Here is a 26,283-nt window from a genome sequence, read left to right on the forward strand (position 1 = left end):
ATCAGACGCGCGCCGAGCCGTCACTGATGCCACCCCCGCCGGGAGGAGATCATGGACCGCTGAGGACGCATCCTCAGGCCGCGGGTCTGAACCGCTTCGGGGGCGGGTCGATGCCGGCCCAGGCAGCGGTCAGCGCTGCGCGGGGTCGAAGCGGGACGGCTGGTCGGCGTCCCGGCGGGTGGAGGAGGAAGTCGCCCCGGCCGTCACGTGTGATCTGCCAGCCGCCGTGATGCAGCTGCATATGGTGGTGTCTGCAGAGCAGGATTCCGCGGTCGATATCGGTACGACCACCATCGCGGCGCCACTCGTCGATGTGGTGGGCTTCGCCGTACGAAGCCGCGCGATCGCAGCCTAGCCAGCGGCATCCGCCGTCTCTGATCGCCAGAGCGATGCGCTGCTTCGGTGTGAAGAGGCGGTGCTCTCGCCCGACGTTGAGCGGATCGCCGGTCCGGTTGACGTCGACCGGCACAGTTCCGCTCTCGCAGATGCGGTGATCGACGGCCGACTGCGGCAGCGGGTGGTTCAAGTCTTCAGTGCGGGCGCTGATCGGCTGCCCGGCGGAGTCGATCACCTGCACGACGCGAACGCCCGCCTGCCGGGTGCCGAAGACGGCGGTCGCGTCGGCGAGTGCCCCGGCGCGCAGCAGATCGAGCAGCAAATCGTAGCTGAGCTGATCGTTGGTACGAGGATCGTCGACGAGGTCCTGTCCTCGCCGCGCCTCTGCGGAGTCGACGAATCGGGGCCCTCCGCGTCGCGGCCGAAGCGCCGCATCACGGATAGCGCGCACCCACGCGGCGCCGTCGTCTTCGAAATCGATGCGACCCCGTTCCACGCCGTCCGCGTCGGTCCAGAGTCGGAATCCGCGGCGCTCATAGCGCTCGGCGAATCGGCGCTCCGCACCGTCCGGATCGAGCTGGTCGCGGATCGCCCTGGACTGGATGCGCAGCTCCTCCACGGTGCGGGCGGTGGCGTCGGCGATCAGCTGCTCCGCCGCTGCGCTCCACGCCGCGTGAGTGTCGTGCAATTCATCCACAGGGTGGCCCAGCCCGCGCTGAATGGCGTCGTGCTGTGCGGGGGAGAGCGCGCCGCGCAGCAGAGCGGCCGACAGCGGCGCGTGCCACGGCAGTCGCGTTGGCTCGGTTGCCGAGACATCCGTCAGGCCCCCTGACGGCGTCGACGAATCCTGTTCGGCATCTCCACCGGGTTGGGACGGATCAGCCTCGAGCACGGACAGACCGAGGCGCACCTGCCGTTGCGCTTCGGCGCTGCTGACTCCGGTGATGTCCTGCAGCATGGCGGCCGGTGTGCGGTGTCCCAGTCCTTGCGCGAGCCCGTCCTGACCGGCGTCGCGACGGGAGCGTCTCGCGGTGATACCGGCCGCGACGATGCCGATCCGTTCGACGCCGCGCACGAGTGCGGCCACCGCGGTCACCGTGTCGACCAACTCGTTCGTGCCGAAGGCCGACATCCGCACCGGGAGGTCCTCCGGCGTCACATCGTCACCGATCAGATCGCGCAGCGCGGTGACCTGGGCGTCGATGTCGGTGAAGAGGGCCATGACTCCATTGTGAGCGGGGCCACCGACATTCGAACAGAAGAACGAATACGAAACGCTCAAGAAATCACGAAAAGGTCACGAAACTTGGACAGTGGGAGGTGGTGAACGGGCTCAAAAAGCACATCCGCACACACCACTTCGCGGGTTACGACTCATCGCGGAATGCGCTCCGCACCTGTGGCGCCCTTCTCCCCGCACCGTGATCGTCGAAGTTCGACGCGCGCGACGCCCCCCTGAAAGGCGGGCGGGAGAGAACTCGCGGCTGATCAAGAGCTCGCGAGTTCTCGCCATCGTCGACAGCTGGCCTCCTTCAGCCCTTCAGCCGCGCGATCCACGCCTCAACGTCGTCCGCCGTGCGGGGGATGTCAGCCGAGAGGTTCACGGCGCCGTCGGCCGTCATCAGGATGTCGTCCTCGATGCGCACGCCGATGCCACGCAGCTCTTCGGGCACGGTGAGATCGTCGATCTGGAAGTACAGCCCCGGCTCGATCGTGAAGACCATGCCCTCTTCGAGCACGCCGTCGTAGTACATCTCCCGCCGCGCCTGTGCGCAGTCGTGCACGTCGATGCCGAGGTGGTGCGAGGTGCCGTGCACCATGTACCGCCGGTGCTGGCCGCCCTGGTCGGCGTCGAGAGCCTCTTCGGCCGACACAGGCAGCACGCCCCACTCGGCGGTGCGCGTGGCGATGACCTCCATCGCGGCTTCGTGCACGCTGCGGAACTTCACGCCCGGCTTCGCCGCGGCGAATGCGGCGTCCGCGGCCTCGAGCACGACCTCGTACACGCGGCGCTGCACCTCTGAGAAGGTTCCGTTCACCGGCAGGGTGCGGGTGATGTCGGCGGTGTACTGGCTGTCGACCTCGACGCCGGCGTCGATGAGGATCAGGTCTCCCGGCACCACCGCGCCGTCGTTGCGCGTCCAGTGCAGGTAGCACGCATGGTGGCCCGATGCGGCGATGGTGTCGTAGCCCTCCCAGTGCCCGTCGCTGCGGGCGCGCTGGTGGAACACGCCCTCGACGATCCGCTCCCCGCGAGGGTGGGCCACGGCGCGGTCGAAGTCGCGGATGATGTCGTCGAATCCGGATGCCGTGACGGCCACCGCGTGGCGCATCTCGGCGACCTCGAACTCGTCCTTCACGAGACGCAGCTCGGAGACGAAGCGGGTGAGCTCCTCGTCGGCGTCGACGACGAGGTCATCGTCTCCGGCGACGAAGGAGTCGACGTGAGCGGTCGCGACGTCGAGGTCGGCGGCGACGCCGGCGAGCGACGGGCGCGGCCCGATCCAGAACTCGCCGATCGTGGCATCGGAGTAGAACTCGCTGGTGGTGCGGTCGGCGCGCTCGCGGAAGTACAGCGTCACATCGTGGCCGTTCGCGGTCGGCTCGAAGACGAGCAGCGAGTCGGGCTCGGACTCGTTCGCCCATCCGGTGAGGTGCACGAAGGCCGAGTGTGCGCGGAACGGGTAGTCGGTGTCGTTGCTGCGCTGCTTGAACGATCCGGCCGGCACGACGAGGCGCTTGCCGGGGAAGGCCGCCGATACCTTGGCGCGGCGAGCGGCGGCGTACGGCGCCTGGGCGCGTGCTGCGGGCATGGACTCGGGGCGATCGGCCCACCCGGTCGAGATGGTGTCGAGGAATCCTTGGGGGAACGGCTGCTTGCGGGGGTTCTTCTCCGCTGCGACAGTCTCGGCGGGGGTCTCGACGGCGGCGTCGGTGTCTGCGCTGGTCATGCATCCATCCTCTCACCCGTCGCGGACACGATGCCCGCTACCGGCCGGCCCGCTCCAGCTGTGCGATGACCGCCCGGTGGTCGCTGCCGCCCGACTCCTCGAGCACGAGGGTTCCGGTGGCCTTCCACTCCGGGCTCGACATGATGTGGTCGATCGGAGCGCCGGCCAGGCGCGGGAGGTCGGCGGGCCACGTGCCGATCATGCCGTTGCCGGTGCTGGCCGCGGCATCCACGCAACGGCCCATGGTGCCGCCCTCCGAGCCGAACGACGCCATGTGATCGAGGGTCGCGTTGAAGTCGCCGGCGAGGATGAACTCGCCCTCCGGGCACTGGTCGGCGATCCACTCCAGATCCGATCGCCACTGCGACATGGCGTCTTCTCGGGGGGCCACGGCGTGCACGGCGACGATGGTCGGACCGGTGCCGTCGACCGGCATCGCCACCGCACTCGGCACGGACCCGGTGTTGCTCGAGCCGTCTCGCGACGAGTCGATCACCGAGTACTCGCCGAGATCGGCCGAGATCAGGATCGTCGTCTGCCAGGCCTGCGGGCCGTCGGGCACGTCGGGATGGATGTTGACATGGTGCACCCACATCGGACGTCCCGCGTCGCGCATCATGATGGCGATCTGCTCGCCGACCTCTTCAGACGTCTCGGGCAGCGCCACGATGTCGATCTGCCGATCGGTGATCACCCCCGCGATCGTCTCGGCCGACACTGCCGCACCCGCCGTGTTCCACGACAGCACGCGCACCGCCTCATCGGTCTTCTGCGGCAGGGAGTCGGAGCCGTATCCGCGCATGGCGCCGATCACGCCGATGGATCCTGCTCCGATCAGCGACAGGATGAGGATCGAGGCCGCGAAGCCGCGCATCGGCCGCGCGAAGAGCAGCAGCGCGGAGACCAGCGCGACGCCCAGGAACCCGGCGGCGAGTGCTGCCCTGGAGGCGATGATCTGGGTGATCGGGAAGGTCAGCTCGAGGTGGAAGAACTGCGGCCACACCAGAATCGCCGTCGCGATGGCGAACAGCACGGTGAGGAGGATTCCGACGAGTCGTAGCATCGCCCGAAAGCCTAGAGGAGACGGCTGAGCCGCCGCTGGCGGTACCCTCGGAGGATGACTACAGGCCCCTCCGCCCGCTTCCGGGGACCGAGCGACCTGCACATGCACTCCAACCACTCCGACGGCACCGAGCCGCCCGCCGAGGTGATGCGTCAGGCGCACGCCCACGGCATCCGCACCGCCGCCCTCACCGACCATGACCGCACGACCGGCTGGCGGGAGGCGGGTGATGCCGCCGTCTCGCTCGGCATGACGTTCCTGCCCGGCATGGAGTTGTCGGCCAAGCACGAGTGGCGCAGCGTCCACGTGCTCGGCTATCTCTTCGATCCCGATGACCCCGATCTCGTGGCCGAGACCGACCGCATCCGCAGCGACCGGGTCGGGCGGGCGGAGCGCATCGTGCGCAGCATCGGCCGCGACTACGACCTCGGCTGGGACGACGTGCTGGCGCAGACGACTCCGGATGCCACGGTGGGGCGTCCGCATATCGCCGATGCGCTCGTCGCCCGCGGCATCGTCCGCGATCGCACGGAGGCGTTCGACGGCATCCTGCATCCGCGCGAGGGCTACTACGAGCCGCACTACGCTCCGGACCCGCTGACGGCGGTGCGCCTGATCACCAGCGCCGGGGGAGTGGCGGTGATCGCGCATCCCGTGACCGCGGGACGCGACCGCATGATGCCCCTGTCGTACATCGAGCGGCTGATCGGCGAGGGGCTCGCCGGCTTCGAGGTCGACCACAGGGAGAACACCGCAGACGGCAAGCGGCTGCTGCGCGACATCGCCGCCCGCCATGACCTCATCGTCACAGGATCCAGCGACTACCACGGCGGCGGGAAGCCCAATCGCCCCGGAGAGAACACCACGGCCGACGAGATGGTCGCGCGCATCGTCGAGCGGGCCACCGGCACCGCGCCACGCACACCCTGACGCCCCGGCATTCTGCCGCTTCTGCCGGCGCTCGCCCGGACTGAAGCCCATAGCGTCCGGTCAGACGATGGTGTGCACCGCTCGAGCAGCGGATCGACGAGGACGAGCGCCCGTCGCGGGCATCCGGAGCAGGCGCATCCCGCCGGAACGTGGTCGAGGCCCCTCCTGCCGAGCAGGAGAGGCCTCGATGAGCTGATGCGTCAGGCGCCGCTGGGAGCCGCTCCGCCGCTGCGGCGGCGACGGCGCCTGCGCTGCGGGGCGGGCTTGCCGTCACGGTGCTCGGTGGTGGCGTCGCCGTCGTGCGTGCCCGCGCCGTCGGCTTCGCGTTCTGCGGCGGAGGACGAACCGGATGCCTGCTGCTCGGCGCCCTCGACGCCCTCGGTGAAGGTCGACCCCACCTTGTCGCCGCCCGAACCGCGACGACGGCGCCGGCGCCGCTTGGTCGTGCCGTCATCGGTGCCCTCGGCTGCGGCATCCGCCGCCTTCTGCGGCTGACGCTGGCGACGCTCGGATGCCGGCTTCTCGGCCTTCGGCGCCGTGACCAGACGTCCCTTGGTGCCCTCGGGGATGTCGAGGTCGGTGAACAGGTGCGGGCTCGACGAGTACGTCTCGACGGGTTCGGGCTGACCGAACTCGAGCGCACGGTTGATCAGGGCCCACTTGTGCAGGTCCTCCCAGTCGACGAACGTGACCGCGATGCCCGTCTTGCCGGCGCGGCCGGTGCGGCCGGCGCGGTGCAGGTAGGTCTTCTCCTCGTCGGGAATGGTGTGGTTGATGACGTGCGTGACGTCGTCGACGTCGATGCCGCGCGCGGCGACGTCGGTCGCGACCAGCACGTCTCTCTTTCCGGCCTTGAACGCGGCCATCGAGCGCTCGCGCTGCTCCTGGCCCATGTCTCCGTGCACGCCGCCGACGTTGAAGCCGCGGTCGCCGAGCTCGTCGACGAGCTTCTGCGCGGCGCGCTTGGTGCGCGTGAAGATGACCGTCTTGCCGCGGCCCTCGGCCTGCAGGATGCGGGCGATGATCTCGTCCTTATCGAGCGAGTGCGCCCGGTAGACGATGTGCTTGATGTTCGCCTGGGTCAGCCCCTCGTCGGGGTCGTTGGCGCGGATGTGGATGGGGTTCGACATGAACCGACGCGCCAGCGCCACGATCGGGCCGGGCATGGTGGCCGAGAACAGCTGGGTGTGGCGCACCGGCGGCACCTTCGAGAAGATCTTCTCGATGTCGGCGAGGAAGCCGAGGTCGAGCATCTTATCGGCCTCGTCGAGCACGACCTCGTTCGCGTTCGAGAGGTCGAGCAGGCGCTGGTTGGCCAGGTCGATGAGGCGGCCGGGAGTGCCGACCACGATCTGCGCGCCGGCCTTCAGCTGGTCGATCTGACCCTCGTAGGCCTTGCCGCCGTAGATGGCGACCACGCTGGTGGAGCGGTTGGACGTGAGCAGGTCGATGTCCTCGTACACCTGCACCGCCAGCTCGCGGGTCGGAACCACGATGAGCGCCTTGACGCCGTGCTCGGGGTTCTGTCCGAGGCGCTGCACCACGGGGATGCCGAAGCCGAACGTCTTGCCGGTGCCGGTCTTGGCCTGACCGATGATGTCCTGGCCGGGAAGGCCCAGGGGGATGGTCTGCTCCTGGATGGGGAAGGCGTCGACGATCCCCTTCGCGGCGAGCGCGTCGACGATGTCCTGATCGATTCCCAGATCAGCGAATGAAGTCACAGTGTTCTCTTGCCTGTCCGGCGCGAGCGCGGAGTGTGCCACGCGGGCGCCTCGTAACGGATCCACGCCGTCTCAGTGCATGCCACAGGCGCGGGGCCCTGCTCCGATGGCAGGACGGGACAAGCCTACCGGAGTACTGCCCCGCGCCCAGTAGTCTGGGCTCGTGGTCAACTGGTTCTGGAAGCGCAGGCCTCAGCGGCGCACTCTGAAGCTGCGCAGTCGCGGCGAGGCGAGTGGCACGACCCGTGTCGACTTCGCCGAGCTCGCCCCCGAGCTGAACCGCTTCCTCGGGCAGGCGGCCTACCTGCAGCTGGGGTACTTCGAGACGCTCAGCCGCGGCATCCGCGGAACCCAGGAACTGGCGCGCAAAGAGGCGCTGTCGCGCGCCGCCGGCGCCGCTCTCGACAAGCACCGCGGGATCGTTCAGGTGATCTCCGAGCTGGGCGACGACCCGACGCAGGTCATGCTGCCCTTCCGTGAGAATCTCGACGAGTTTCGCCGCAAGACCATCGGCGAGCGGCAGGAGGAGACCCTGCTCGCGGTGTATCTCACCGCGGGCATGCTCGACGACTTCTACCTCGCGCTGGCAGGCAGCTACGGGGAGACCGGCGAGCGCGTCGCGGCGATCCTGCGCGAGGACGACCGTGGTGGTGAGATCGTCTCGATCATCCAGCAGACGATCGAGAGCGACGACGAATGGCGATCGCTGCTGTCGATGTGGGGGCGCCGCCTCGTCGGCGACACCCTGCTGGTGTGCCGCGACGCGCTGCGCCCCGGCCGTCTCGTCGCAGACGATCAGCGGATCGAGCCGGTGTACACCGAGCTGATGGGTGCGCACGCCAGGCGGATGGATGCCATGGGGCTCGCCTCGTAGCATCCGGAATGGTCACCGCATCCGGCGGCTGATCGTCTCAGATGCCGAGCGCCTGCTTCTCGAGGGCGTCGCGGCGCGTGCGCTGCGACGTCAGGACGAGGGTGGATGCCGTCGCCACCGCGATGCCGGCTGCGATGCTCACGACCCAGAGCCAGACGTCGCCCTCGCCGACACCCGCCCACTGCATGATCGTGTAGGCGGCGGCGGTCGTGGCGGTCGCGATCGCCGGCGTCACGGCGACGCCGCGCAGCTCCCGCCGCGGCAGCACGAAGTGCAGGGCCACGCCCAGCGAGCACGCCGCGATCAGGGCGAGCAGGATGTACATGTCAGGCGAAGAAGCCGACGCGGCGCGACTCCTCGGTGCCCAGCTCGATGTAGGCGAGGTTCGCGGTCGGCACGATGTACGAGCTTCCCTTGGCATCCGTGAGGCTGATGTGGCTGGCATTCTGCTCGAGAGCCGAGACCACCTGCGCGCGCACCTCGTCAGCGGTGCTGGAGGTGTCGAAGCTCAGCTCACGACCGGTGTTGATGATGCCGATGCGGATTTCCACGCGATCTCCTCAGGTTGGGCGAACACCGGCAACTCTACCGGCTGGTCCGACGCCGGGCCGGTGGTCGGCGTCGATTTCGCCCTGGGCGCACAGCCGTGCCAGGGCCCGGCCGCAGCGCTCGGTGTCGGCGGGCCGCTATAGCGTGGAAGCATGATCCCGGATGCCGCTCAGCTCGCCGTCGTGAAGGGGGATGCCACCGCATCCGGCGTCATCATCGGCGCCCCCGGCACGGGCAAGACGACCGCGCTGATCGACCGTGTCGTGCATCTGCTCGCGACGGGCATGTCCGCCGATGAGGTGCTCGTGCTCACCCCCAGCCGTCAGGCGGCCACGGCGCTGCGCGACCGGATCGGCGTGCTCATCGACCAGGCGACGCCCGGCCCGCTGGCGCGCTCGCTCGGGTCGTTCGCCTTCCAGCTCGTCCGCGGTGCCATGATGCACGCCGGACACGAGCCGCCCGCGCTGCTCACCGGCGCCGATCAGGACCGCATCCTCGCCGACCTGCTCGCCGGCGACGCGGAAGACGGTGTGCGTCGCTGGCCCGACGCGCTGAGCCCGGCCGTGCGCGCCTCGAAGGGATTCCGCTCCGAGCTGCGCGCCTTCCTCGCCGAGTGCACCGAGCTGGGCATCCGGCCCGGCGAGCTCGCCGGCTCCGGGCGCGAGGTCTGGCGCGCCGCCGACGACTTCCTCGCCGAGTACCGCGACGTGATGGGCGGCATGCGGGTCGCTCACCGGGATGTGCCCGAGCTGCTCGCCGAGGCCACCGCCATCCTGCGCACCGCTGAGCCCGTGGCGCTCGGACCGCTGGCCCGGCTGCGCGTCGTGCTGATCGACGACGCGCAGGAGCTCACGCGCGGGGGAGTGCGACTGGTGCGGGCGCTGCGCTCGCGCGGCGTCGCGGTGCTCGCCTTCGGCGACCCCGACATCTCCTCGGGTGCCTTCCGCGGCGCCAGCCCGCAGCTGTTCGCCGAGCTCGCACGCGTGCTCGGCGACGTGCACGTGCTCGACGCCGCGCACCGGCAGAGCCCGGCGCTGACCGCGCTGACCCGCACCGTCACGCAGGCCATCGGCGTCGCCGGTCGGGTCGACCACCGCCGCCCGCCCGACGAGACCGACGGCGCGGGTGTGCGCACGCTGATCGCGCCGTCACCGCACGAGGAGGTCGACCGCATCGCGGGCGTACTGCGCGACTGGCATCTCAGCGACGGGATCCCGTGGAGCCGCCTCGCCGTCATCGCGCACGACACGCGCCAGATCGTCATGCTGGAGGCCGAGCTGGCCGCCCGCGAGGTGCCGACCAGAGCGGCAGGCGTGCCGCGTCCGCTGGGCAGCGAGGCGATCGTGCGCGAGATCGTCGAGATCGTACGGCTCGGACTGCTGCCGCCGGAGGAGCGTGCGTCGGACGTGCTCGCCGAGACGCTCACCTCGCCGTTCGGAGGCCTCGACGCCGTCGGCCTGCGCCGGCTGCGAGCGCGCCTGCGCCACGTCGAGCTCGAGCAGGGCGGGTCGACACCGGCGCGTGAGCTGCTCAGGGAGGCGATGCAGTTCCCGCATCTCTTCGACCGGGTCGACGCGCCGGAGGCGAGGATCGCGCAGCGATTCGCCGAGACGCTGCGGATGCTGCACGACGAGGGCACGGCGGGTCGCACGATCCACGAGCTGCTGTGGATCGTGTGGGACCGTGCGCGCTCGATCGGCGGCGGCTCGCTGCAGGCCGCGTGGCGCGCGGCGGCGGATCAGCCGGGAGGCGCGGAGATCTCCCGCTCGCTCGACAGCCTGGTCGCGCTCTTCGACGCCGCGAAGCGGTTCGTCGAGCGTTCGCCGCAGGAGAAGCCGGCGCTGTTCATCCGCGACATCCTCGACAGCGAGGTGCCCGAAGACACCCTCTCCACCCCCGACCGGCCCGGCCTCGTGACCCTGCTGACACCGGCGACCGCGCTCGGCGCGGAATTCGAGGCGGTCGTGGTCGCCGGCGTGCAGGACGGCATCTGGCCGAACGTCCGCCTGCGCGGCGGGATGCTCGAGACCTGGCGGCTGGACGAGGCCGTCTCCGCCGCGCGATCCGGTGAGTCTGAGACCGTGCCCGGCGTGCTCGACCGCCGCAGAGCGGCGCTGCACGACGAGCTGCGGCTGTTCGTGCGTGCCGTCTCGCGTGCCCGCACTCGGCTCGTCGTGACGGCGGTGGACGACGACGACATGTCGCCGAGCCCCTTCTTCTCGTTCCTGCCGTCCCCGCCGCCCGCCGAGGAGGACGAGGTGCGCTTCGCGCACCCGCTGACGCTGCGCGGGCTCGTCGCGCGGCACCGGCGCACCCTGACGACCTCGACCGATTCGGCCGAGCGTGCCTTCGCGGCCGGACAGCTGCGGATCCTCGCCGACGAGGGCGTGCCCGGCGCGCACGTCGACGACTGGTACGGGGTCACCGAGAGCTCGAGCGCGGCGCCGCTGCGCGATCTGCAGGCGGCTCCCGTGCGGGTGTCGCCCTCGCGCCTGGAGGCCTTCGAGGAGTGCGGGCTGAACTGGGTGGTGTCATCGCTCGGCGGTGACAGCGTCATGCCTCCCTCGGCGGGGATCGGCACGATCGTGCACGAGGTGATGGAGAAGGTGCCCGACGGCGACCCCGAGGCGATGCGGGCCATCATCGACGAGCACTGGCCGGAGCTGGACTTCGAGACGGCGTGGATCGGCCGGAAGGAGCGCCGCCGCGCCGATCTGTACCTCGAACGGCTGCGCTCGTACCTGGGCGAGGTGTCGAGGGACGGCGGTCGAGTGGTCGGCGCGGAGGCGCCGTTCCGGTTCTCGGTCGATCTGGAGACCGGCGCCGTACTCGCCGCAGGTGAGACCGCCGACACCGGCGCCGCCGACACCGGCGCCGCCGACACCGGCGCCGCGGTGAGCGCACCCGCCCACGTCGCGGACACGAGTGCGGGCCCCCGACAGTCGACGCCGCTGGCGCTGGTCAGCGGTGTCATCGACCGGGTCGAGGTGTACCCCGCAGGGGCGGGCGAGCACGACGCGGCCCGAGGGCAGAAGTGGGAGCGGATGAGCGGAGAGGGCGAGCGAGTCGTCGTGGTGGACCTGAAGACCGGGAAGTACGAGCCCGACACCGAGGCGAACGTGCGCGAGCACGCGCAGCTCGCCGCCTACCAGATCGCGGTGCAGCAGGGGCTGATCGAAGGAGCACCGGCGGAATCGCTCAGCGGCGCCCGGCTGGTGGTCGTCTCGAAGACCGTCGGCAAGGCGCAGTACCGCGTCGCGCATCAGCACACGCTCGGCGACGAGGCGCGCACCGCGTTCCTGCAGCGGGTCGTCGCCGCGGGCCGCGGAATGGCCGCCAGCAGCTTCACCGCACAGGTCGAGGCGCACTGCGCCGACACCCAGGTGCGGGTCTCGCCCTGCCACATCCACACCGTCCCGGCGGTGAGCGCATGACCATGAGCGGCACCCTCGCCGGCACGGCCACGATCTCTGCCGAGACCATCGCCCTCGCGCTCGGCCTTCCCGTGCCCACCGAGGCTCAGCAGCGCGTGATCGAAGCGCCGCCGACCCCCGCGCTCGTCGTCGCGGGGGCGGGCAGCGGCAAGACCGAGACGATGTCCGGGCGCGTGGTCTGGCTCGTCGCGAACGGCAGAGTGCGCCCCGACGAGGTGCTCGGTCTGACCTTCACGCGCAAGGCGGCGGGGGAACTGGCCGAGCGCATCGGCCGGCGGCTCGAGATGATCGACCACTTCGCCCGACGCGGGCTTCTGCCGCACCTCGCCGAGATCGTCGCCGACGACGCGCTGCGGCGCGTGCACGCCGCCGTCGCCGGCGTGCAGCGCGACGCGGTGCGCGTGCAGGTGCTCGACGAGCTCGCCGAGCACTACGGCACGGGGTGGGACCCCCGAACGCCGCGCGCGGCGGAGGATCTCCTCATCCGCCCCCGAGTGTCGACCTACAACGCATTCGCCGACGGCATCGTGCGCGAGCACGCCGCGCGCATCGGACGCGATCCGGAGGCGGCCATGCTCAGCCAGTCGGCTTCCTGGCTCATCGCCCGTGCCGTCGTGCTGCGTGCCGACATCCCCGATCTCGAGGAGATCGACCGGTCGCTCGGCGGAGTCATCGACGCGGTGCAGAGGCTCGCCGCCGAAGTGCTCGATCACCGAGCCGACCTCGATGCGGTCGAGCGCATCGCGGCCGAGCAGGCGGCGGCGTTCGAGCCGTACCGCACGAATCGCGACGTCGACACCGCGGCGCTGAACCTGCGCAGCATTCCCGTGCTCGCCCGCCTCGTGCGCGACTACATGGCCGAGAAGCAGCGCCGCGGCGTGCTCGACTTCGCCGACCAGGTCGGCGGCGCCTTCGACATCATCGAGAGCGCGCCCGACGTGCGCGCCGACCTGCGCGAGCAGCATCGGGTGGTGCTGCTCGACGAGTATCAGGACACCTCTGTCATCCAGACCCGGTTCCTCGCCGCGCTGTTCCGCGACAGCGCGGTGATGGCGGTCGGAGACCCGCACCAGTCGATCTACGGCTGGCGTGGTGCGAGCGCCGACAACCTCTATGCCTTCAGCCGCGCGTTCGCCCACGACCAGGCAGCGACGACGTACAGCCTGATGACCAGCTGGCGCAACGACACGCGCATCCTCGATGTCGCCAACCGCGTGCTCGAGCCCCTCGCACGCGCGGGGCTCGACGTTCCGGCTCTCGAACCGCGCCCGGGCGCAGGACGGGGCCGTGTCGAAGTGCTCTTCCCGCACACCGTCGACGATGAGGCCGAACAGGTCGCCGAGTGGTTCGCATCGCGGCGTCGCGAGCATGAGCAGTCGGATCCGGATCGCGCGCACACCGGTGCGATCCTGTTCCGGTCGAAACGACACATGCAGACCTTCGCCGGCGCGCTGGCGCGCCAGGGCGTCCCGCACCGCATCCTCGGGCTCGGCGGGCTGCTGTCGACGCCGGAGGTGGTCGACGTCGTCTCGATGCTGCGGGTGATCCACGACCCGACGGCGGGTTCCGCTCTCATCCGTCTGCTCGTCGGGCCTCGCTTCGCGATCGGCGTCGCCGACATGGCGGCGCTCTACGACCTGGCGACCGCGCTCGCCGGGCGCGACGCCGATCTCTCGCCCCTCCCCGACGAGGTGCAGCAGCGGCTGCGCGCATCGCGCGGCGCCGACGAGGCCGTGTCGATCGTCGACGCCGTCGACTTCCTGCGCGCCGCTCCCGACGACTACCGTCTGATCGCGGCGATCAGTCCGGAGGGCCGTCGACGGATGCGGTCGGCGGGGGAGATCCTCGAACGGCTCAGGCGCTCGGCCGGCCTGCCCATTCCCGAGCTGATCCGCCTGATCGAGCTCGAACTGCGACTCGACATCGAGCTCGCGGCGAACGAATCGCGCGGACCCGCGCGGGTCGCCGCGACCCAGCTACGCGCCTTCGCCGACGAGGTGCGCGCGTTCCTCAGCGCCGACGACCGCGGAACGATCGGAAGTCTGCTCGCGTGGCTCGATAAGGCCGAGAGCACCGATGAGCTCATGCCGCGGCCCGAACCTCCCGAGCCCGGCGTGGTGCAGCTGCTGACGATCCACGGGTCCAAGGGGCTCGAGTGGGACGCTGTGGCCGTCGTCCGGCTCGTCGACGGAGAGCTGCCCGGGCGTCCGCAGGACACGGCCGGGTGGTTCGGATTCGGGGTGGTGCCGTTCGCGCTGCGCGGCGACCGCGACGCGCTGCCCGTGTTCCGCTGGGATCCGCAGGCGGAGATGGATGCCGCGGGCGACGTGCCCGCGAAGCGGCACAAGGCCGCCCTGGACGCGCTCGCTGCAGGCGTGACGAGAGCGTACCCGAACGGCGGCGCGCTGCGTCGGTTCAAGAACGAGTACCGCGACTACCAGCAGCAGGAGGAGCGCAGACTCGCCTACGTGGCGTTCACCCGCGCGCGCAGCGATCTGCTGCTCTCCGGGGCGCACTGGGCCGGTCAGGTGAAGCCGCGCCAGGCCAGCCCCTATCTGCTCGACGCGCTCGACGTGCTCGGTCTCGACCCGATCGAGGGCGTCGACCCCGACGACAACCCGTACGACGGTCCCGGGATGACGCGCTCGTGGCCGATGGACCCGCTGGGCGATCGCCGGCCGCGGGTCGCCGCCGCCGAGCAGGAGGCGCGCGCAGCCCTTGCCCGTGCAGAGCGACCGGAGCCCACCGAACAGCTCAGACGGCTGCTCGCCGAGCGGGCCGAGCGGCAGCAGGGCGCCGCGGCCGAGGTGCCGACGCGCGTTCCCGCGTCGCGGTTCAAAGACTGGGTCACCGACTACCGCGGCACGCTGCGCGACCTCGGACGTCCGATGCCCGAGCGGCCCTACACGCAGACCCGCATCGGCACGCTGTTCCACGCGTGGGTCGAGCATCGCTCGGGTCTCGTGGGCGCGAGCTCCACCGTCGAGAGCGCGCTCTGGGAGCTCGACGACGAGGGCGCCGACGCGGCGACTGCGACTCACGTCGGCAGTGACGACGAGCGCGCCCTCGACGAGCTGCGGGCGGTGTTCGAGCGCAGCGAATGGGCTCCGCTGCAGCCGATCGCAGTGGAGATCGAGATCGACTTCGCGTTCAGCGGAGCCCAGGACTCGGCAGACGGCGGCGGACACATCGTGATCTGCAAGCTCGACGCCGTCTACCGCCGTGAGGACCGCGGCGGACGCATCGAGATCGTCGACTGGAAGACCGGCCGCGCACCGCGCACGGCCGCCGAGCGCGAGGAGCGGATGCTGCAGCTGGCGCTGTACCGGCTCGCGTACCACCGGCGGTTCGGCGTGCCGCTGGAGGAGATCGACGTGGCGCTGTTCTACGTCGCCGACGACCTGGTCATCCGCGACGACCGGATCTATTCCGAGTCGGACCTGGTCCAGCGCTGGAGCGCCGCGCGGGCGGCCCGCTGAGCCTCGTCCGAGTCCGTCTCGGCGGATGCCAGCTGATGATCGGTGCTGGCAGCGCCTTCGGCGTCCCGTGCCGAGGTGCCGTCGTGCCCGTCGCGGGTCGACCCGCGCACGCCGGCGACGTCCGTGAGATCCTGCGTGGGCTCGTCCCACGATGCATGACCCGAAGCGGTCGGTGACTCTGTGTGCTCGTGGCCGTCCGCGCGGAGTGATCCGGTGGCGGTATTCGGGTCCGCGTGCTCGCGGTCGTCGCCCGACTCGTCCGCCTCGGCGTCGTGCCAGAGGTCTTCGGGGCGGTAGGCGTCGGTCTGCATCGAGGTGTCGATGTCGCTCGAGGCGGTGGCGGGCACGCGGTCGAGCACGTCGAGAGCCGAATCCACACCGCCGGTGTACGTCGCGGCCGCGCGCAGGTCGTCGGCGCGCAGACCCGAGCTGAGCGAGTCCAGCAGGGCGGCGGCGTCATCGACGATGTCGGGCCGGCGCAGCTCGTCGCCGTGCACCAGCCAGCGCGCGAACTCGAGCTCGGCGTGCAGGCGGGCGCGCGCCTGCAGCGCGTCATCGGCCGCGCGCTGCGACGCAGCCGTGTAGGCGGCGAGGACATCGGCCGCAGCATCAGGAGCACCGGAGAGCCATCCCAGATCCTCTGCGGGGTCGCCGACGGCGAGCCCGCGCCAGCCGAGCACCGCCACCACCTGCGGACCGTCATGGGGGTCGTCCTCGAACAGGAACGAGAGGGCCTGGATGCCGCCCAGCGTCACGGCGCTCTCGAAGCGCCACAGGGCGTCGTCGGCGACAGCCCCTCGCCATCGTGCGCTGAGACGTGCCGGCACCCGTCCGGTCGCCGACGCGCGGTCGACCAACTGCTCGGTCTCGGCGCGCACGGCGGCTGCGTCACGCACACTCAGCCCGGCGGCACGTACGACCGACGGCGGCAGGGCGTGCACCGCGGCGATCGCCTGTCCGACCGACACGGCCGCGCCCCGCCCGGCGGGAAGGTGCGCGGCCTCGACCTGGAAGCCGGGCATGAGATCGGTGACGAGCGCGCGCGCCTCGCCGACCCGCGTCTCTCCCAGCGCGGTGGGCACGCGGAAGGGCAGGATCTCCCTGGCTCCGGCCGTCAGCGCGCGCAGCGCGAGCGCCTCCTCCGCCAGCTCGACGGCGGCCGCGTCATCGGCGGCGACCCGGATGACGAGTTCGCTGCCGTCGGCGAGCGTGGCGATGGCCGAGTCGAACCTCCCGTCGCCGTCCGCGGTCAGAGCGCGAGCGCCGGTGACCTCCGCCCCGGGCACAGCGGCCGTGACCGCCGCCACTAGAGTGAAAGGAGAGCGTGCCATGCTCCCCAGCGTAGGTCTGCCCCCGCGCAGTTGGCGTCCACGCCACGCGAGTGCCGCGGCAAACATCGCTTCCGGGAGGGCCGCACGAGAGCAGGAGGACTCATGAGCACCAGGTCCGACATCCTCGACAGGGCGGCTGATCTGCGCGCTGAACCCGGCGTGATCGAGCGGCTGCGCGCCGTGGAGGGAACCAGGGTGGTCGTCGTGCGCGACCGTCGTCTGCGCGTCGCGGACCGGGCCGTCGTGCGCGTCGACGCGGGTCAGGTCGGCGAGGCCGATTGGGCTCTGCTGGGACGGGATGCCGATGGCGCGCCCCTGCTCCTGGCATCCGTCCCGCCGCAGACCGAGAGCATCGATGCGGCACCCGAGGAGACGTGGCTGGGGCTGCGCGAGGTCGGCGGTCTGCTCGATCCGTTCGAAGCGGAGATCTTCGTGACCGCCGTCGCGGTCGCCGCGTGGCTGGTCGACGTGCGTCACTGCAGCCGCTGCGGAACCGAGCTCGAACTCCGCAGCGCCGGATGGTCGCGGCACTGCCCCGGATGCGACGCACAGCACTTCCCGCGCACCGACCCCGCCGTGATCGTGGCGGTCGAGAGCGCCGACGGTGAGCGGCTGCTGCTGGGTGCCAACGCCGCGTGGCGCGGCACGATGTACTCGTGCTTCGCCGGATTCGTGGAGGCGGGGGAGTCGATGGAGACGACCGTGCACCGCGAGCTCGCGGAGGAAGCCGGGGTTCGTCTGCGCGAGCTGCGCTACATCTCGTCGCAGCCCTGGCCGTACCCGCGCTCGCTGATGGTCGGATTCCGCGCCGTCGCCGCCGATGAGAACGTGAGGGCCGACGGTGAGGAGATCATCGACGTGCGCTGGCTGACGCGTGCCGAGATCGGGAGCTCGCTCGACGGCGAAGGGCCCGTCGGCCTGCCGAGCCGATCGTCGATCGCGCGCAAACTCATCGAGGACTGGTACCGGGCTGGCGAGAAGCGCGGTGCGCTGAGCGAGCGCAGCGAGCGGTGCGCTGAGCGAGCGCACCGAGACGACGTGGCGAAGTGAGCGCACTGGACGCACTCGACGAGCGCCAGCGGGAGGCCGCCTCGGTGCTGCGCGGACCCGTGGCCGTGCTCGCGGGAGCCGGCACGGGCAAGACGCGGGTCATCACGCACCGCATCGCGCACGGCGTCGACACCGGCGCCTACTCGCCGCAGCGCGTGATGGCCGTCACCTTCACCGCGAAGGCCGCGGGAGAGCTGCGCGGGCGCCTGCGCGCACTCGGCGTCGGCGGGGTCGCCGCGCGCACCTTCCACGCCGCGGCGCTCAAGCAGCTGAACTTCTTCTGGCCGACGGTCGCGGGCGACTCCGCTCCGTCGCTCATCGACAACAAAGTCAGGATGCTGGGGCAGGCCGCCGACGCGATGCGTCTGCGTCCCAGCACGGCGACTCTGCGCGACATCGCAGCCGAGATCGAGTGGCGGAAGGTCTCGATGCTGTCGATCGAGCAGTACGCCGAGCTGCAGCGGCCGATCAGCGGCATCCGCCACGAGCAGCTCATCGAGCTGCAGACCGCCTACGAGGCGCTCAAAGACGAACGACGCCAGCTCGACTTCGAGGACGTGCTGCTGGCCTGTGCCGGGATGCTCGAAGCCGAGCCCCGCGTCGCGGCGGCCGTGCACGAGCAGTACCGGCACTTCACCGTCGACGAGTTCCAGGACGTATCGCCTCTGCAGAACCGCCTGCTCGAGCTGTGGCTCGGCGATCGACGCGACATCTGCGTCGTGGGCGACGCCAGCCAGACCATCTACTCCTTCGCCGGGGCGCAGCAGCGCTACCTGCTCGAGTTCGAGCGCCGGTTCGGCGATGCCACGGTCGTGCGGCTCGAGACGAACTATCGCTCCCGTGAGCCGATCCTCACCGCCGCGAATGCGCTGATGAAGGGGCGGCCAGGGGCGCTGGCCCTGACGCCCGCCGGTGCGCCGGCCGGCGACGACGAGCAGCCGACCGTCACCGCGTACGACAGCGAGACCGACGAGGCTGCGGGCATCGCCGACAGCATCGTGAGGCGCATCGCCGGGGGTGCGGCACCCTCCGACATCGCCGTGCTCTATCGCGCGCACGCGCAGTCGGCCGTGCTGCAGCAGGCGCTCGCCGCGCGAGGTGTCGCGACGAGCGTTCTCGGCGGCACGCGTTTCTTCGACATGCCCGAGGTCCGGCAGGCGGTGCTCGCACTGCGCGGCGCCGCGGTGGCGCCGACCGATGCGGGATTCCTGCCGACCGTGCGCGACGTGCTGCGCGGGCTCGGCCTCACCGACGAGCCGCCGCAGGCCGGCGGTGCGCAGCGGGACGGGTGGGAGGCGCGCCGGGCGATCCTGCGGCTGGCAGAGGAGGCGCCGCCCGGCACGACGCTGCGCGTCTTCGCCGACGAGCTGATGGCGCGCGCGAAGGATCAGCACGAGCCGACGCTGCAGACCGTCACCCTCTCGACGCTGCACGCGGCGAAGGGCCTCGAATGGCCGCACGTGCTGCTGGCCGGGTGGGCCGAGGGCTCGCTGCCGATCTCGTACGCGACGACGTTCGAGAACATCGACGAAGAGCGACGTCTCGCCTACGTCGGCATCACGCGGGCCGCGCGAACGCTGGCGGTGTCGTGGGCGCGGTCAGCGGGACGAGGGGAGCGGTCTCCGTCGCGCTTCCTGGCGGAGATCGGAACGACAGCTCGAGGCACGGGCATTCTGCGTGATGTCGCACCGACCTCCAGGCGTGCCGTCCGTCAGGGCTGACCCGCACCATCAGCCCCGCCGAAGGTGTGGGAGTACGGAGGATGCGGGCCACCAGCGATGCGGCGTGCGCGATGCGCGCCGAGGTCACCTGAGTGGTGGTGCCGACGAGCTGGGCATGCAGGCGCGGCCAGGCGGGGTCGCGGTCGCGCTCGTGCGCATCGCGACACGACAGGCAGGGCGTGCGCCCTGGAACGACAAGTGGGCCCACGACCGCGGCGTCCTGCTCGAACCCGATGGGCAGATGCGGCAGATCATCGCGCAGGAAGCGGGCGAGCTGCAATGCGGCCGCGGCCCCGCCGACCATCACCACCGCCACCGCACCGGGTGAGCGCGGATCGGCTTCGTCGAGACCCTCGTCGACCAGCGACTGTCGCAGCCGTTCCTGTCCCCGGCCGTCTGCGACGTTGACGGCATCGGTCCAGAACGGCGGCGCCGGCAGCGCATCCTCGACGAGCAGCGGACGCAGGATCGTCAGCATCCGCCTCGCCTCACCGCGCGGCGCGCCGACGCCGTGCGCGACGACGTCGAACGAGCTGAGCCGGATGCCCGCGCGCAGCCGGTTCAGCAGCGGCTCGACCCAGGCGCCCGAGACCTCGAGGCGCACGACGTTCTCGAGCCCGAACTGCACGGTGTCGGCATCGCGCCAGAGCAGCGGATAACGCGGGTCCAGACGGGTCAGTGTCGTGGGCGTCATCGGGCTCATGACCCGATTGTGTCCCGCCGCGCCCCGCCCGCGGGGCGGAGAACGGCCATCTGTGGACTGATCGTCCTTTCACCGCGATGTGCAGGATCAGTTCCCGCAACTGCCGACCGGCGCGCCGCCGGACGGAGATGGCGGACAGCGACGGCGTCAGACGGGACGGTCTCCTTCGGGGCGGTCTGGCTCATCGTCCACGGCGTCGTCAGGGGAGGTGCTGTTGGGGGCGTCGCCCTCGGGGGTGTCCTTCCCGAACTCCTCTCCGTCGAGCAGGCGTGCGAGCGCCTCGTCGAGCTCGTCCGCCACGGGCGTCTCGCCGCGCTGCAGAGCCTCGAGGCGTGCGATAAGCGCCGAGGGGTCGTCGATGTCCGAGGCGAGCGGCATGATGTCGGGGTAGTCCCAGAGCGCATCCCGCGCGGCGACGCCGACGGCATCCGTCACCGCGCGCCACATCGCCGATGCCTCGCGCAGGCGCCGGGGCCGGAGCTTGAGTCCGACGAGCGCACCCAGGGCGTCTTCGGCCGGCCCGCCGACCGCGCGACGGCGGCGGGCGGCCTCCGCCAGGCGTGCACCGTCGGGCAGACGCGAGGTCGCCTCCTCGGTGACCACGTCCACCCATCCGTCGATCGTGGCGATCAGGTTCTCAAGGCGCGACAGTGCCTCGCGCTGCGCGTCGGTCTGCGCCGGCAGCAGGGCGCCGCCCTCGATCGCCGCGCGCAGCTCTTCCGGGTTGGTGGGATCGAGGCGGGACGCCAGGTCGTCGAGCACCTCGACGTCGACCGTCACCCCGCGTGCGAAGTCGGTGATCTGCGAGAGCACGTGCAGGTGCAGCCACTTCGCGTGCCGGTACAGCCGGGCGTACGCGAGTTCGCGCACGGCGAGGTACAGCGCGATCTGGTCTTCGGGGATCTCGAGTCCCTCACCGAAGTCGGCGATGTTCTGCGGGATCACTGCGGCGGTGCCCGGCGGGAGCACGGGAATGCCGACGTCACCGCCCGAGACCACCTCGAGCGAGAGCCGGCCGAGCACCTGACCGAACTGCGCGGCGAAGAGCGAGCCACCGAGGCCCCGCATCAGCTGGCCCGCACCCTGCACCATGCTCTGCATCTCGGGCGGCACCTGCGTCTCGAGCGCGCCGGTCAGGGCATCCGCGATCGACGTAGATACCGGGTCGGCGATCTCCTTCCAGACCGGCAGGGTCTTCTCGACCCATTCGCCGCGCGTCATCGCCTGGGGCGGCGCGGCGAGCTCCGAGATCGTGGTCGCCTCACCGAGCCAGAGGTTCGCCAGAGCGAAGGCATCCGCGAGCGATGCGCGGGAGCCGTCGGCGATGCCCAGACCGTCGCGATTGGCGATGTGCAGCGCGCGCTGCTTCGCGCTCTGCCACGGATCGCCGCCGAACATGCCCTGCAGCTGCGCCATGAGCCCCGACATCTGCGCCGGGTCCATCGACATCCCGCCCATTCCCGACAGGGCGTCGCGCAGCGCCTCCGGGTCGATCTGCCCACCCGACATCATGCGCCGGAGCATCTCCTCGAAGTCGGACGGATCCCGATCGTCATCTGCCATGCGATTGCCCTCTCAGCATGCCCGTAGCGTGTGCGCTCTACGCTAGTCACACGATCCTGTGCTCGCCCCCGATGCGCGCGGATCCCTGTACGCCGCTCGCGAACGCCCCGGAGGTTCCGTGTCATCACGCCGCAGCAATGGCACGGTCACCGGCATCGTGGCGCTCAGCGTCGCGCTGGTCGCGCTGGTCGCGCTGACCTTCGTGCCGACGCCGTACGTCATCCAGCGCCCGGGGCCGGTGTACGACACCCTCGGCACCGCCCGCAGCGCCGACGGCGTAAAGGTGCCGCTGATCGAGATCGAGGGCGCCGAGACGTATCCGACCGGCGGCACGCTCGATCTGACGACCGTGCAGGTCATCGGCAACCGCGAGCGCACCCCCACCTGGTTCGAACTGGCCGTGGCGTGGACCGATCCGACGCGTGCGGTCGTGCCGATCGACACGGTCTTCCCGCAGGGTGTGAGCTCCGACGAGCGCGATGAGCGCAATGCCGCTCTGATGGTCGACTCGCAGCACGAGGCCACCGCGGCGGCGCTCACCGAGCTCGGCTACGACGTCGGCGCGACCGTGCGGGTGGTCGAGACGGTGGCCGACAGCCCCGCCGGCGGCGAGCTGCGCGCCGACGACCTGGTCCTCGCCATCGACGGCGAGGCGATCGACTCGGCGACCGCGCTGCGCGATGCCATCCAGCAGGCCGACGGGGCCGAGGTGACGCTCACGATCGAGCGAGCCGGGCAGGAGAAGACCGTCTCGGTGACGCCCGAGAAGTCCACCGACGCCGCAGGCGACGAGGTGTGGCTGATCGGCATCGCCCTCACCACCGACTACGACTTCCCGATCGACGTGCGGCTGCAGCTCGACAACGTCGGCGGCCCGAGCGCCGGGATGATGTTCGCGCTCGGCATCATCGACACGCTCACACCTGGCGAGCTCAACGGCGGCGAGGATGTGGCCGGCACGGGCACAATCGACGCTGCGGGCACCGTGGGGCCGATCGGGGGCATCCGGCAGAAGCTGTACGGCGCGCGCGACGCGGGCGCGACCGTCTTCCTCGCACCGGAGGGCAACTGCGACGAGGTCGTGGGCCACGTGCCCGACGGGCTGAAGGTGTTCCGCACGGGCACGCTGCAGGAATCGCTCGAGATTCTCGAGGTCGTCGCCGAGGGCGGCGACGCATCGGCGCTTCCCGTCTGCACCGCGAAGCGCTGAGCCGCGGACCCGTTCCCGGGCCGCGGATGGATTCCTGAGCCCCGCGGATGGGTTCCTGAGCTCGTCGAAGGACGCCGATCCGGGGCCGCGTCATAGGTGGCCTGCCTAGGATGGAACGGTGACCTCGACCTCAGCGCCGCAGCCGGCCACGCCCAGCACATCACGACGGATACTCGCGATCTCGGTGGCGATCATCGCTGCCATCATCGCGGCGTTCTTCGTGTTCTCCTCGCTCTACACCGAATTCCTCTGGTTCGACCAGCTCGACTTCGCCTCCGTGCTGACCACGCAGTGGATCGCCACCGCGACCATGTTCGTGGTGGGCTTCCTCGGCATGGCGCTGCCGATCTTCCTGTGCATCCAGCTGGCCTACCGGCTGCGTCCGGTCTACGTGCGGCTGAGCTCGCAGCTCGACCGCTACCAGGAGGTCATCGAGCCGCTCCGCCGCCTCGCCATGTGGGGGATGCCCGTGTTCTTCGGCGTGTTCGCCGGCTTCGCGGCCGCGGGCAACTGGAAGACCGTGTGGCTCTGGGCGAACGGCGTGACCACCGACACCCTCGACCCGCAGTTCGGCGTCGACACCGGCTTCTACCTCTTCGCGATGCCGTTCTACTCTGCACTGCTCGCGTTCGCGTCGGCCGTGCTGCTGCTCTGCCTCGTGATCACCGCTCTCGTGTCGTACCTGTACGGCTCGGTGCGCATCGGCCAGCGCGAGCTGCGCATCTCGAAGCCGGCGCGCATCCAGCTCGCGGTGCTCGCGGGTCTCTACCTCGCAGTCCAGGCCGTGAGCCTGTGGCTCGACCGCTACCTCACCCTCGTGCAGCCCGAGGGCCGCATCACCGGTGCCGCCTACACGGGCGCCAACGCGACCATCCCCGGGCTCGCTATCCTGTCGATCATCGCCGCGGTCGTCGCCGTGCTCTTCCTCGTGACCGCCGTGATCGGCCGGTGGCGCTTCCCGCTGGCGGCCACGGCGCTGTTCGTCGTCGCGTCGCTCGTCGTGGGCATCGGCTACCCGTGGGTCGTGACCACCTTCCAGGTGAAGCCGAACGAGAACGCCTATCAGGCGGAGTTCTACGACCGCAGCATCGAGAGCACGAAGGAGGCGTACGGTGTCGCCGACATGGAGGTCACCCCGTTCGCCGCGGCGACCGACACCGAGCCCGGACAGCTGCGTGAAGACGCCGAGACCACGGCATCCGTGCGAATCATGGATCCCGCGATCATCAGCCCGACCGTGCGCCAGCTGCAGCAGTACCGCTCGTACTACCAGTTCGCTCCCGAGCTCGACGTCGACCGCTACGAGATCGACGGCAAGTCGCAGGACACCGTCGTCTCGGTGCGCGACCTCGACCTGACCAAGCTCGGCGGCGGCGACAGCTGGAACAACCGCGCCGCGGTGTACACCCACGGCTACGGTCTCGTCGCGCTCGCCGGAAACCAGCGCACGAGCGACGGCGAGCCGGTGTTCCTCGAGCAGGGCATCCCCACCTCGGGCTTCCTCACCGAGACCGAGAAGTTCCAGCCCCGCGTGTACTTCGGCGAGTCGTCGCCGGAGTACTCGATCGTCGGCGCCCCGGAGGGCACCGACCCGGTCGAGATCGACTACCCGCGCGGTGAGGACGGCGCGAGCGACACCAAGACGACGTTCGACGGCGACGGCGGTCCCCGCATCGGCAACACCTTCGTCAAGCTGCTGTACGCGATGAAGTTCCAGTCCGAGCAGATCCTCTTCTCGAACCTGGTCAACTCCGAGTCGCAGATCCTCTACGACCGCGACCCGAAGACCCGCGTGCAGAAGGTCGCGCCCTATCTGACCCTCGACAACGACCCGTACCCGAGCGTCGTCGACGGTCGGATCGTCTGGATCGTCGACGGCTTCACCACGAGTGCCACTTACCCGTACTCGAAGACGGTGAGCCTGCGCGACGCCATCGCCGATTCCCGCACCCCGGCATCGGTCGTCTCGTTCGACAACATCAACTACATCCGCAACTCGGTCAAGGCGACGGTCGACGCGTACGACGGCTCGGTGAAGCTGTACGCGTGGGACGACGAGGACCCGATCCTCAAGGCCTGGCAGAAGGTCTACCCGACGACGGTCGAGCCGATCAGCGAGATGTCGGGCGACCTGATGAGCCACGTGCGCTACCCGACCGACCTGTTCAAGGTGCAGCGCGACGTGCTGGGCGTCTACCACATCGACGACGCGCGCTCGTTCGCCCAGGAGGACAACCGCTGGCAGACGCCCGACGACCCGCGCGCCAAGGACCGTCTGCAGCCGCCGTACTACCTGTCGATGAAGATGCCGGGTCAGGACGAGCCGCGCTTCTCGATGTTCTCGACCTTCATCCCCGCCTCCGCGCAGGGTGAGAGCCGCGAGGTGCTGATGGGCTACCTCGCCGTGGATTCCGACGCCGGCAGCAAGAAGGGCGAGAAGTCGGAGGGCTACGGCAAGCTGCGCCTGCTGGAGATCGATACGAACACCACGGTTCCCGGCCCCGGACAGGTGCAGAACACCTTCGACTCCGACACCGAGATCGCCAACAAGCTGAACGTGCTGACCCTCGGCAAGTCCGACGTGAGGTACGGCAACCTGCTGACCCTGCCGGTCGGCGGCGGCCTGCTGTACGTGCAGCCGGTGTTCGTGCAGTCGTCGGAGGGCACCAAGCTGCCGAACCTCCGCAAGGTGCTGGTTGCATTCGGTGATCGTGTCGCGTTCGAGGACACGCTCACCGAGGCGCTCGACGTGCTCTTCGGCGGCGACGCGGGAGCTGCGGGCGGTGACGACGACGTGGAGCCGACCGACCCCGGCACCCCGGCCGATCCGGATGCCCCGACCGAGCCGGATCAGGGCAGCACCCCTCCGGCCGGCGAGACGCTGACGGCGCTCGAAGAGGCGCGTGCGGCGCTGTCGGCTCGAGAGGCCGCGCTGAAGTCGGGTGACCTCGAGCGGTTCGCCGCCGAGGACAAGAAGCTGACGGCCGCCATCGAGAAGCTGCTCGCCCTTGAAGAGGAAGCCGCGAACGGCTAGAACCGGCGTCATCAGAAGGAGGGCATCCTGCGGGGTGCCCTCCTTCTGCGTTCACACGCCTCTGGCGCGACGACAGACGCGAGCGCACAATGGGAGCATCGGTCTCTTCGAGGAGGATGATCACGATGCGAGCGGCAGCCGGTTCGAGGATCGTCATCCACGGCGCACACGTCGACCGTGCCGAACGCCGTGGTGAGGTGGTCGAGACACGGGGAGAGGACGGCGGTCCGCCGTACCTGGTGCGTTTCGACGACGGCAGCGAATCACTGCTCTTCCCCGGCCCCGACTGCGAGCTCGAGCACGCGCACCCCGAGCCCGACGCGCCGTGACACTC

At 70.6% G+C, this 26,283-nt stretch carries 17 protein-coding genes; 9 read left to right on the forward strand and 8 right to left on the reverse strand.

What is annotated here, in order from left to right:
- Positions 1-73: 73 nt before the first annotated feature.
- From V2S05_RS01055 to V2S05_RS01065, 3 genes are all read right to left on the reverse strand, one after another.
- On the reverse strand, positions 74-1,558 hold the full coding sequence (locus V2S05_RS01055; RefSeq protein WP_413633416.1) for a DUF222 domain-containing protein: 1,485 nt from the start codon (positions 1,556-1,558) through the stop codon (positions 74-76).
- Between the two features lie 310 nt (positions 1,559-1,868).
- A complete protein-coding gene (locus tag V2S05_RS01060; protein ID WP_413633417.1) occupies positions 1,869-3,287 on the reverse strand; it encodes an aminopeptidase P family protein in 1,419 nt (472 codons plus the stop codon).
- 37 nt (positions 3,288-3,324) lie between these two features.
- Positions 3,325-4,350 (reverse strand): endonuclease/exonuclease/phosphatase family protein, encoded by a 1,026-nt coding sequence (locus V2S05_RS01065; protein WP_413633418.1) that lies wholly within the window; start codon positions 4,348-4,350, stop codon positions 3,325-3,327.
- Between the two features lie 54 nt (positions 4,351-4,404).
- On the opposite strand from V2S05_RS01065, the gene V2S05_RS01070 reads away from it, so the two are divergent.
- A complete protein-coding gene (locus V2S05_RS01070) occupies positions 4,405-5,280 on the forward strand; it encodes a PHP domain-containing protein (protein WP_413633420.1) in 876 nt (291 codons plus the stop codon).
- Positions 5,281-5,480: 200 nt separating this feature from the next.
- On the opposite strand, the gene V2S05_RS01075 is transcribed toward V2S05_RS01070, so the two are convergent.
- Entirely contained in the window at positions 5,481-7,001 is a 1,521-nt protein-coding gene (locus V2S05_RS01075) for a DEAD/DEAH box helicase (protein ID WP_413633421.1), read from the reverse strand.
- Positions 7,002-7,164: 163 nt separating this feature from the next.
- Between V2S05_RS01075 and V2S05_RS01080 the strand changes: the two genes are divergently transcribed.
- Positions 7,165-7,875 (forward strand): ferritin-like fold-containing protein, encoded by a 711-nt coding sequence (locus V2S05_RS01080; protein ID WP_271638101.1) that lies wholly within the window; start codon positions 7,165-7,167, stop codon positions 7,873-7,875.
- 37 nt (positions 7,876-7,912) lie between these two features.
- Here V2S05_RS01080 and V2S05_RS01085 read toward each other — a convergent pair whose 3' ends face one another.
- Both V2S05_RS01085 and V2S05_RS01090 read right to left on the reverse strand, forming a co-directional pair.
- Positions 7,913-8,200: a hypothetical protein gene (locus tag V2S05_RS01085; protein ID WP_413633422.1), complete on the reverse strand. Its 288-nt coding sequence runs from the start codon at positions 8,198-8,200 to the stop codon at positions 7,913-7,915.
- A gap of 1 nt (position 8,201) precedes the next feature.
- On the reverse strand, positions 8,202-8,426 hold the full coding sequence (locus V2S05_RS01090) for a DUF3107 domain-containing protein (RefSeq protein ID WP_271638099.1): 225 nt from the start codon (positions 8,424-8,426) through the stop codon (positions 8,202-8,204).
- A gap of 150 nt (positions 8,427-8,576) precedes the next feature.
- Between V2S05_RS01090 and V2S05_RS01095 the strand changes: the two genes are divergently transcribed.
- Complete coding sequence (locus V2S05_RS01095; RefSeq protein WP_413633423.1) at positions 8,577-11,858, forward strand: ATP-dependent helicase; 3,282 nt, start codon at positions 8,577-8,579, stop codon at positions 11,856-11,858.
- Positions 11,859-11,860: 2 nt separating this feature from the next.
- The gene (locus V2S05_RS01100; RefSeq protein ID WP_413633424.1) at positions 11,861-15,337 is read left to right on the forward strand and encodes a UvrD-helicase domain-containing protein; all 3,477 of its coding nucleotides are present in this window, start codon (positions 11,861-11,863) and stop codon (positions 15,335-15,337) included.
- On the opposite strand, the gene V2S05_RS01105 is transcribed toward V2S05_RS01100, so the two are convergent.
- Positions 15,283-16,668, reverse strand: a complete 1,386-nt coding sequence (locus tag V2S05_RS01105; protein WP_413633425.1) for a hypothetical protein — start codon at positions 16,666-16,668, stop codon at positions 15,283-15,285. The genes V2S05_RS01100 and V2S05_RS01105 overlap by 55 nt on opposite strands.
- A 102-nt stretch (positions 16,669-16,770) precedes the next feature.
- Between V2S05_RS01105 and nudC the strand changes: the two genes are divergently transcribed.
- Positions 16,771-17,718: an NAD(+) diphosphatase gene (gene nudC, locus V2S05_RS01110; protein WP_413633426.1), complete on the forward strand. Its 948-nt coding sequence runs from the start codon at positions 16,771-16,773 to the stop codon at positions 17,716-17,718.
- The gene (locus V2S05_RS01115; RefSeq protein WP_413633427.1) at positions 17,715-19,439 is read left to right on the forward strand and encodes an ATP-dependent helicase; all 1,725 of its coding nucleotides are present in this window, start codon (positions 17,715-17,717) and stop codon (positions 19,437-19,439) included. Before nudC ends, V2S05_RS01115 begins: the two co-directional genes overlap by 4 nt.
- A gap of 850 nt (positions 19,440-20,289) precedes the next feature.
- On the opposite strand, the gene V2S05_RS01120 is transcribed toward V2S05_RS01115, so the two are convergent.
- Positions 20,290-21,705, reverse strand: coding sequence for a zinc-dependent metalloprotease (locus V2S05_RS01120; RefSeq protein WP_271638091.1), 1,416 nt, complete (start codon positions 21,703-21,705; stop codon positions 20,290-20,292).
- 118 nt (positions 21,706-21,823) lie between these two features.
- Here V2S05_RS01120 and V2S05_RS01125 point away from each other — a divergent pair, with 118 nt between their 5' ends.
- The 3 genes from V2S05_RS01125 to V2S05_RS01135 all read left to right on the forward strand — a co-directional run bounded on the left by V2S05_RS01125 (position 21,824) and on the right by V2S05_RS01135 (position 26,278).
- Positions 21,824-22,915, forward strand: coding sequence for a PDZ domain-containing protein (locus V2S05_RS01125; RefSeq protein WP_413633429.1), 1,092 nt, complete (start codon positions 21,824-21,826; stop codon positions 22,913-22,915).
- A gap of 118 nt (positions 22,916-23,033) precedes the next feature.
- A complete protein-coding gene (locus tag V2S05_RS01130; protein WP_413633430.1) occupies positions 23,034-25,949 on the forward strand; it encodes a UPF0182 family protein in 2,916 nt (971 codons plus the stop codon).
- A gap of 125 nt (positions 25,950-26,074) precedes the next feature.
- On the forward strand, positions 26,075-26,278 hold the full coding sequence (locus V2S05_RS01135; protein ID WP_413633432.1) for a DUF1918 domain-containing protein: 204 nt from the start codon (positions 26,075-26,077) through the stop codon (positions 26,276-26,278).
- The last annotated feature ends 5 nt before the right edge of the window (positions 26,279-26,283 follow it).

The sequence above is a fragment of the Microbacterium sp. OR16 genome (genome assembly GCF_047306725.1).
Taxonomy (GTDB): Bacteria; Actinomycetota; Actinomycetes; order Actinomycetales; family Microbacteriaceae; genus Microbacterium.